The organism is Vibrio sp. V43_P6S15P86, from assembly GCF_009904725.1.
Lineage (GTDB): Bacteria > Pseudomonadota > Gammaproteobacteria > Enterobacterales > Vibrionaceae > Vibrio > Vibrio diabolicus.
The window spans coordinates 20,405-28,356 of sequence record NZ_WXWT01000478.1 but is presented as its reverse complement, the minus strand read 5'-3'; the positions used below and the strand labels follow the sequence as shown (position 1 = coordinate 28,356).

Genomic DNA, 7,952 nt, shown 5'->3' with positions numbered 1-7,952 from the left:
AGGTACAACGCTCCAATGAGTACCGTTAATAGCCCCTTCTAGTGCCCATAACAGCTCAATGTTGACGGTTGCAGAGTGCGTATCTCTTATCGCTTTATAAGCGTTAAGTGCACCTTCCTCTTCCAGTTTTTCTACTGACTCAATGCCTGCTTTTTTCAGCATGCGTTCAGTCGCCAGTCGTAAGTTAGGCAAATCTTTTAAGCGATTAGGCTTTGTAGTTGCTTGCTGTTCTTTTTCAAGCTTTGCCTTTTTCAACGATTGGTTAGCTACTTCGATTAAGCGTTCGCTAGACTCCCATAAATCGTTGGAAATTGCGTAGTACTTAGTAACGACTGGGAAGCCACGTTTCTTATAAACGTAAGGCTTTAGCCCTTGTTTCTCGAAGTCAGATGAAGTTTGTTGGTCTGCTCTTATATGAAGCTGATTATTTACAACTAGTGCAAACATTGTTTCATCAGCGAATAGTCCGAAGCCACCAAACATTGAGCGCGACTTGATATTACCAAGTGCCTCAAATAGCTTCATAGAGTCTTTGAGTATCGGTTTATCCATGTTTTGTTATCTCGGTGTAATTAATATTACGCCACCAAAAGTCAGGTCCGAGAGAGTAGCAAACATGCGCAAAAGCAATGTCATTACAGGGTAAAGTCATCGCTTGCACACTTGCCATCGGTAACCCCGCTACCTTCCATATAGTACTATGGTTCAGGCCGGAGGCTTTGCGTCCCACCCTTTCGAATGGTTTGCCCTGTGCGTGACAGAATGAGCATACTTCGTATATTGAATTAACATCACGTTTTACCCGTAAAAGTGTGATTCTGGTTCAATAAAAAGTGTCGATAAGCGCATATTTGTGCATATTTGAGAATAAGGCGGGATGATCTCGAGGTTGTGAGGGAGTGTGATTTACCTACATATAAAACAGAGACTTAGAGATTCGAGATTTTTTGTCTAACAAACCTAAGTCAGGAAAAAGTTATTTAGAGATAAAAAATAAGCGCCCTTTTAGAGCGCTTGTTTGACATCGTTATATTTGGCGAATTTTAGTTCATTTTCTTCACGGTGTTTCGAATTACAAGCTCAGGTTGCATTTCGAAAATTCGCTTTTCGTGTTCTTTATCTTTGATTCGCTCAAGTAGGATCTCGAACGCATTTTTACCCACACGACGTTTAGGTTGGTGGATAGTTGTTAACGGTGGAGAGAAGTATTCCGCAAGCTCGATGTTGTCGTAGCCGATCACTGAAATATCATCAGGAACTTTGATACCGTTTTGTTGTAGGCGGCTCATTAGGCCCAGAGCCATTGTGTCGTTAAAACAGAATACCGCTGTCGGACGTTTGTCCATTGCTGTAATTTTATCTGCGACTAAGACGGCCGTATCACATTCAAAGTTACCTTCAAGGATCCAGTCTTCATTTACAGCTAGGTTCGCTTCGCTCATCGCGCGACGGAAACCTGCAATGCGCTCTTGGCAAGCAAGTTTTTCAAAATGACCGCTTAGACAAGCAATATCAGTATGGCCATTGTCGATCAGATGTTTGGTTGCGATGTAGCCACCTTCTTCTGAGTTATCCATGATCTTGTCCGCTTGTGAGCTTTCTGGACCCCAATCCATGACCACTTTAGGAATGTCGGCATGACGGTCAAGCATCTCTTTAAGCTCTTCGGTTAAGTCAGAACACATCACTAGGATGCCATCAACACGTTTTTCAGCCAGCATACGGATGTAATCGCGTTGTTTTTCGTAAATCCCACCCGTATTACACAGAATCAGAGTGTAGCCTTGGCGATAACAGTAGCTCTCAACCCCGTCAATCACTTCTGAGAAGAATAGGTTGGTTGACTGCGTTACTAACATGCCAATCGTACGAGTTGAGTTGCACTTTAGGCTGCGTGCAACCGCACTTGGCGCGTAATTCAACTCGTCCACGGCTTTCATTACTTTTTCTTGCGTTGCTTCTGCAACGAAACGCGTTTTATTGATAACGTGCGAAACTGTCGTAGTGGAAACGCCGGCTAAGCGAGCAACGTCTTTTATAGTGGCCATAAATGGTGTCCTGTATCGAGCTACTGAAATATGTCGTGTTGGATGTACCTGATGCTCTAATGGTTTTACACCCAGCAATCTAAGGTTGGCGCTAAGTGTTTCGGCAGCGGTTAGTCCAAGTACGACAAAAGGGTACGTAGCAGCATCGGTCGATGAATTTTATCTTTTTTCTATCTGATGAGAAATTGCCATCAACCTGTTAAAAAACACAAAAACCGCTATATTTCAGCGGTTTACATATAAATCATATTTAATCGTTTGCGCTCACATTTTAGCCCTATGTGGACTGACTAGCAATGTTTTCAGCAAGAGATTTGTGTATTTGAAGTCACATTTTGACTGCTAAATAACCAAGCGTCTTTGAGCTAAGTTAAGGCAAACGAATAATATACCCAACTTACTTACATTCAGTTATTTCAGGTATACAGGAAGCCCGATAGGCGGGCTCCTTAAAAAATAGGCGGCAATTATTCCCCAAGAAGGTAAGCGCTGTCTAGTTTACAAAATGCAACTAATAGTTTCGCGACGCTCGAGTAGAACCCAAATTCGTCGAATTGTTTACATTTGTCTGCAAACTGAGGTAGCCAAGAAATCAACTGTTGCTGGATAAAGTCGTTTTGTTTAACGAAGGCTTCTTCCATGTGTTTTTCTTGCTCAAGTTCGTTTGAGCGGATAATCATGTTGCCGAGAAAGTCGAGTTCAACGGCTAAGTGGTCCGCAGGCTCTTTTAGATTTTCATCTACTTGAACGCCAAATTCTGCCATCAACTTTTCCATTTCCTCGGCTGGCTTGTCATTCAGCAAACCTGATTCACCGATGTACATCGATGCGTAAGGAAGAGCGCCGTATTTTTCTGTCTTCAAAAACAATTCACAAAAGTCAGCAGCAAGCTCCAATTGAGCGTCTTCACGATCTTGCAATCGGTTTAGCGCATCAACGAGGCTATCAACGGCTGGTTTCAGCGACTCATTTTCACCTAAACCTGCTAGAAAACTGCGAATTTCAACACTGTGGTAGGCTTCCAGCTCTTTCTCTGTTAGCTCTTTTGCGAACAAGCTCGAAAACCACCAGTAAATTTCAGCGCGTTTTTCATTAAAAGCTTTCACTTCTTGCATTTTGGGCTCCTGAATGATGCTTCAAGTTGTGCATCACAAAGTCAATTAGGGATATCCCCTAAGTGTAATCAATTAAAATGAATAGCAGTAACTATAATTATTATGTTTTATGGTCAAAAATTAACGTTTATTAATAGCGATGGGTAAGCTTGTTTTGAATCAATAAAAACGCTAAATCTTGCTTTTTAATGTATCTATGACTAGAAATGTTACTAGTTATGAATAGAATACGTCTTGGATAATAAGAAGACAGAAAAGTGGTGTAAATGAGCTATCACGTATTAGTCGTAGAAGATGATGTTGTAACTCGTAGTAAGCTTGCGGGATATTTCCAAAATGAGGGTTACCAAGTCAGCGAAGCAGAGAGTGGCGCAGAAATGCGTGAGGTCCTGCAAGCGGGTGATGTAGACCTAATAATGCTGGATATCAACCTGCCGGGTGAAGACGGCCTGATGCTTACTCGTGAATTACGTAGCCAATCGGATATTGGTATCATATTAGTAACAGGACGCACGGATAGCATTGATAAAATCGTAGGCCTAGAAATGGGCGCTGACGATTATGTGACAAAACCTTTTGAACTGAGGGAATTGTTGGTTCGCGTTAAAAACTTGCTGTGGCGTATTTCAGCAGCGCGTAGCGGTAGCGCGAAAGCGAACGAAACCAGTGAAGAACATATTGTACGTTTTGGAGAGTGGACATTCGACATTCAACGTCGTGCGCTGAGCCGTAACGGCGAACCCGTAAAATTGACCAAAGCTGAATACGAACTTTTGGTGGCGTTATCGTCTTACCCTAACCAGGTGTTAAGTCGCGAACGTATTTTGAATATGATCAGCCACCGAGTTGATGCTCCCAATGATCGTACTATTGATGTTCTTATTCGACGTATGCGCGCAAAAATGGAGTTTGATCCAAAGAACCCGCAAATTTTTGTGACGGTGCACGGCGAAGGCTATATGTTTGCTGGTGATTAAACTGAACAAACCTAAGTCTTAAAAAGAAAAAGGAGAGCTTCGGCTCTCCTTTTTTTTGGTTTCAAGATAGTACTACTTTGCTTCAACCATTGGTGTTTGGCCGACAGTATCACGCAATCTTTGCCAAATGCTGCCCAAGTACTCATGCCAATAAAGCTCCGTTTGTTCTAAGTAACGCGCTTTAGGTGAGTATTTATCCCAAGGTTGACTGATTTCGCTAATAGCTAAGAAGTTGGTCGGGGCTGGGATTGGTTTAATGCCTGCTGCGTTGAACTCATACAATGCACGGCTCATGTGGCTCGCAGAAGTGACTAACACAATCTCCTTTTGTTGAACGAATGCAGCCGCTTGACGCGCCTCTTCCCACGTATCTTTCGCATCTTCTAATAAAATGATATCGGATTTCGCGACTCCCAACGCAAGGGCAACGTTCGCCATCATTCTCGCGTGGCTAATTTCAGATCCGCCAGCATAGCCAGACAAAATTAATTTAGCACCTGGATACATTCTTAAAATACGAATGCCTTCAGTTAAGCGCATTAATGCTGCACGGCTTAACTGCGAGGTGGGTGGAATTTCGTCATCGATAACATGACCATTCCCTAAAACCATCACGTAGTCGATGGTGCCAGAAACTGGCAAAAAGGCTTTATGCTCTCGCTCTAATGGCATAAGAAGCTTGGTTGAAACAGGTTGGAAGGCAACAAGAAAAATGCCAACAAAAGAGAATAGAACAACGAAGCAGCCAGTTTTACGTTTTGTGGTAAAACTAATGAGAGCAAGACCCAACAAGCCTATCAGCAGCAATGCCGGAAGTGGCATAAGCAAGGCTGACACTACTTTTTTCAGCTCAAACATACATAAATAGTCCGAAAAAACATCAATTGATAATAAAAATGAGGGTACCCCTCTTTATTCCTGCTTTCCTTGTGCCAGAATAGCGGCACAATCCGTTATGATAACTCAGCAGAAGTGACAGAAGACCGCAATTTCGACGATATCGCCCACAAATTTGCAAAAAATATTTACGGCTCCGATAAAGGGGAGATCCGCCAAATCATTGTGTGGGAAGATTTTCTACAGATTCTAAGTGAATTAGATGCTGACCAGCAACCCCTAGAGGTGTTGGATGCTGGTGGTGGTTTGGCACAAATGTCGCAAAAGCTTGCTAAGCTCGGACATCGAATCGCTTTATGTGATCTATCTTCGGAAATGCTGCAGTTGGCTAAGCAGGATATTGAAAAAAACGGTTTGCTTGAGCAGTATCGCCTGATTCATTCGCCTGTCCAATCCATTGGTGAGCATATGGATGAACAGGTGGATCTTGTTATGTTTCACGCCGTCATGGAGTGGTTGGTCGATCCTAAGGCCGCACTTGAAACGGTACTAGAACAAGTAAAACCGGGAGGCATCGCATCAGTGATGTTCTATAACCACCATGGTTTAGTCTATAAAAACGTGGTTTGTGGCAACATTCCTCATATATTAGACGGCATGCCTCACCGAAAAAGATTTAAACTACAGCCGCAAAAAGGCTTAAAACCTGAAGAAGTCTACCAATGGATAGAAGATTCAGGCTTTAGTATTTGTGGCAAATCTGGTATCCGCTCATTTAGTGATTACATAGGCAATATGCAATACATGGGCGATTACGAGTTTGAAGATGTGTTGGCGCTAGAAAAACAACTTTGTCGACAAGAGCCATACCTCTCATTAGGCCGCTACATTCATGTGTGGGCTAAAAAGAACGATAAACAGGAATAACAATGAGTGAGATGACTCTCAATGCTGCAGAGCAACCAATCGATGAGTTGGTTGGCTGGGTTAAGCAGCACGATTTCTCGTTGAACCTGACCACAGAGCGATTGGCATTCTTGATAGCCATTGCCGTACTGAGTAATGAAAGGTTCGATGAAGAATTGGGTGAAGGTGAATTGCATGATGCGTTTGCCATCGTCACTCGATTATTTGATGAGACTGGCGAAGCATCCGCTTTTCGTGCGAACAACGCCATCAACGAGATGGTCAAGCAGCGCCTTATTAGCCGTTTTGTCAGTGAGATTACTGACGGAGCGAGCATTTACCGCTTGTCGCCTTTAGCGATAGGAATTACCGATTACTACGTGCGTCATCGTGAGTTCTCGAAACTGCGCCTTTCTATTCAACTGTCTATGGTGGCAGATGAAATGGCGAAAGCGATTGAGGCAGCACAAAAAGGTGGCACACCGGGCCACTGGAAGAAAAACGTATACGGAGTTTTAAAATATTCTGTAGGCGAGATCTTCGATCAAATCGATCTTAACCAACGTGTGATGGATGAGCAGCAGCAATCTGTAAAACAACAAATTGCCGACCTGCTAAATAAAGACTGGCGCGAAGCGATCAACAACTGTGAAGCGCTCCTATCAGAAACATCAAGCACGTTGCGTGAACTTCAAGATACGCTGCAAGCCGCCAGTGATGAACTGCAAACTCAGATCCTAGATATTCAAGAAATTGTGTACGGCGATCCTGAGCTAGAGTTCATCGAAGAAGCGTTGTTTGGTCTGCAAATGAAGCTGGATCGAATCACAAGCTGGGGCCAGCAAGCGATCGACCTTTGGATTGGTTACGACCGACATGTGCACAAGTTCATCCGTACTGCAATTGATATGGATAAGAACCGTGCGTTTAGCTCGCGTCTACGTCAATCCGTCAAAGATTACTTCGATGCGCCTTGGTATCTGACTTATGCAGATGCGGAAAGGCTTTCTGACCTTCGTGATGAGGCGTTGGTGCTACGTGATGACGAAGTGACCGGCCAAGTTCCGATGGAAGTAGAGTATGAAGAATTTCAACAAGTCAATGATGAGTTGTCTGAACGAATTGGTGACATGCTAAAAGCGCATAAAGATCAAGGCACGCCAATCGACTTGAGTGTGGTATTGCGAGATTACCTTGCACAGCATCCTTACACTCATCATTTTGATTTAGCTCGCATTATCGTTGATCAAGCCGTACGTCTGGGGTATTCAGAATCGGATTACCAAGCGATTCAACCGGACTGGAAAGCAATCAACGAATTTGGGGCAAAGGTACAAGCGAATGTCATCGACCGATACTAATGAATACATGTCAGAGAATCTGGCAAAAGCAATCTCTAACCCTCTGTTCCCAGCGCTAGACAGCATGCTACGAGCAGGGCGTCATATCTCAAGTGAAGATCTGGATAACCACGCGTTGTTATCGGACTTCGAACTTGAGCTTTCTTCTTTCTACCAGCGCTACAATACCGAATTGGTGAAAGCGCCAGAAGGTTTCTTCTACCTTCGTCCTCGTTCAACTTCTTTGATTGGCCGCAGTGTGCTTTCTGAGCTGGATATGCTGGTGGGTAAGGTACTGTGTTTCCTTTACCTAAGCCCTGAGCGTCTTGCGCACGAAGGTATCTTCACTAACCAAGAGCTGTACGACGAACTGCTTGCGCTAGCAGATGAAAACAAGCTGATGAAGCTGGTGACGAACCGTGCTACCGGTTCTGACCTTGATAAAGAAAAGCTGTTTGAAAAAGTACGTACGTCACTTCGTCGTCTACGTCGGCTAGGCATGATCATCAACATCGGTGAGACTGGTAAATTCAGCATCAGTGAAGCGGTATTCCGCTTTGGTGCCGATGTACGTATTGGCGATGATATGCGTGAAGCGCAGCTACGTCTGATCCGTGATGGTGAAGCGGTAGTGCACACCAAAGAGCCAAGCCAAGGCAGCCTATTGTCTGAAGAAGAACAAGACGACCAAGCCCAAGAAGAAACAACAGAAGAGGGTGAAGCATGAGC

8 protein-coding genes and 1 riboswitch are annotated in these 7,952 nt (G+C 43.8%); of the genes, 4 read left to right on the top strand and 4 right to left on the bottom strand.

Annotated features, from left to right (window positions below):
• The 3 genes from CAG69_RS21515 to torD form a co-directional block, all read right to left on the bottom strand.
• Positions 1–552: TfoX/Sxy family DNA transformation protein (locus CAG69_RS21515; protein ID WP_161446156.1), on the bottom strand; the 552-nt coding region annotated here is incomplete at its 3' end.
• A gap of 116 nt (positions 553–668) precedes the next feature.
• A riboswitch (cyclic di-GMP riboswitch) is annotated at positions 669–758 on the bottom strand.
• Between the two features lie 285 nt (positions 759–1,043).
• The gene (gene purR, locus CAG69_RS21510) at positions 1,044–2,048 is read right to left on the bottom strand and encodes an HTH-type transcriptional repressor PurR (RefSeq protein ID WP_053807169.1); all 1,005 of its coding nucleotides are present in this window, start codon (positions 2,046–2,048) and stop codon (positions 1,044–1,046) included.
• A gap of 467 nt (positions 2,049–2,515) precedes the next feature.
• A complete protein-coding gene (gene torD, locus CAG69_RS21505) occupies positions 2,516–3,163 on the bottom strand; it encodes a molecular chaperone TorD (protein ID WP_161446154.1) in 648 nt (215 codons plus the stop codon).
• A gap of 266 nt (positions 3,164–3,429) precedes the next feature.
• On the opposite strand from torD, the gene torR reads away from it, so the two are divergent.
• Positions 3,430–4,140 carry a two-component system response regulator TorR gene (torR, locus tag CAG69_RS21500; protein ID WP_005390726.1) on the top strand — a complete coding sequence of 237 codons (711 nt, stop codon included), beginning with the start codon at positions 3,430–3,432 and terminating at the stop codon, positions 4,138–4,140.
• Between the two features lie 72 nt (positions 4,141–4,212).
• Here the strand turns inward: torR and elyC are convergent, their stop codons facing one another.
• Positions 4,213–4,998 (bottom strand): envelope biogenesis factor ElyC, encoded by a 786-nt coding sequence (elyC, locus tag CAG69_RS21495; RefSeq protein WP_006742121.1) that lies wholly within the window; start codon positions 4,996–4,998, stop codon positions 4,213–4,215.
• A 114-nt stretch (positions 4,999–5,112) separates the two neighbouring features.
• Here elyC and cmoM point away from each other — a divergent pair, with 114 nt between their 5' ends.
• From cmoM to mukE, 3 genes are read left to right on the top strand one after another with little or no spacing between them, the layout of a single operon-like run.
• Positions 5,113–5,904, top strand: a complete 792-nt coding sequence (cmoM, locus tag CAG69_RS21490; protein WP_012841987.1) for a tRNA uridine 5-oxyacetic acid(34) methyltransferase CmoM — start codon at positions 5,113–5,115, stop codon at positions 5,902–5,904.
• A gap of 2 nt (positions 5,905–5,906) precedes the next feature.
• Entirely contained in the window at positions 5,907–7,244 is a 1,338-nt protein-coding gene (gene mukF, locus CAG69_RS21485) for a chromosome partition protein MukF (RefSeq protein WP_048626187.1), read from the top strand.
• Positions 7,225–7,950, top strand: coding sequence for a chromosome partition protein MukE (gene mukE / locus CAG69_RS21480; RefSeq protein ID WP_005390733.1), 726 nt, complete (start codon positions 7,225–7,227; stop codon positions 7,948–7,950). The genes mukF and mukE overlap by 20 nt, the downstream gene beginning before the upstream one ends.
• Positions 7,951–7,952: the final 2 nt, after the last annotated feature.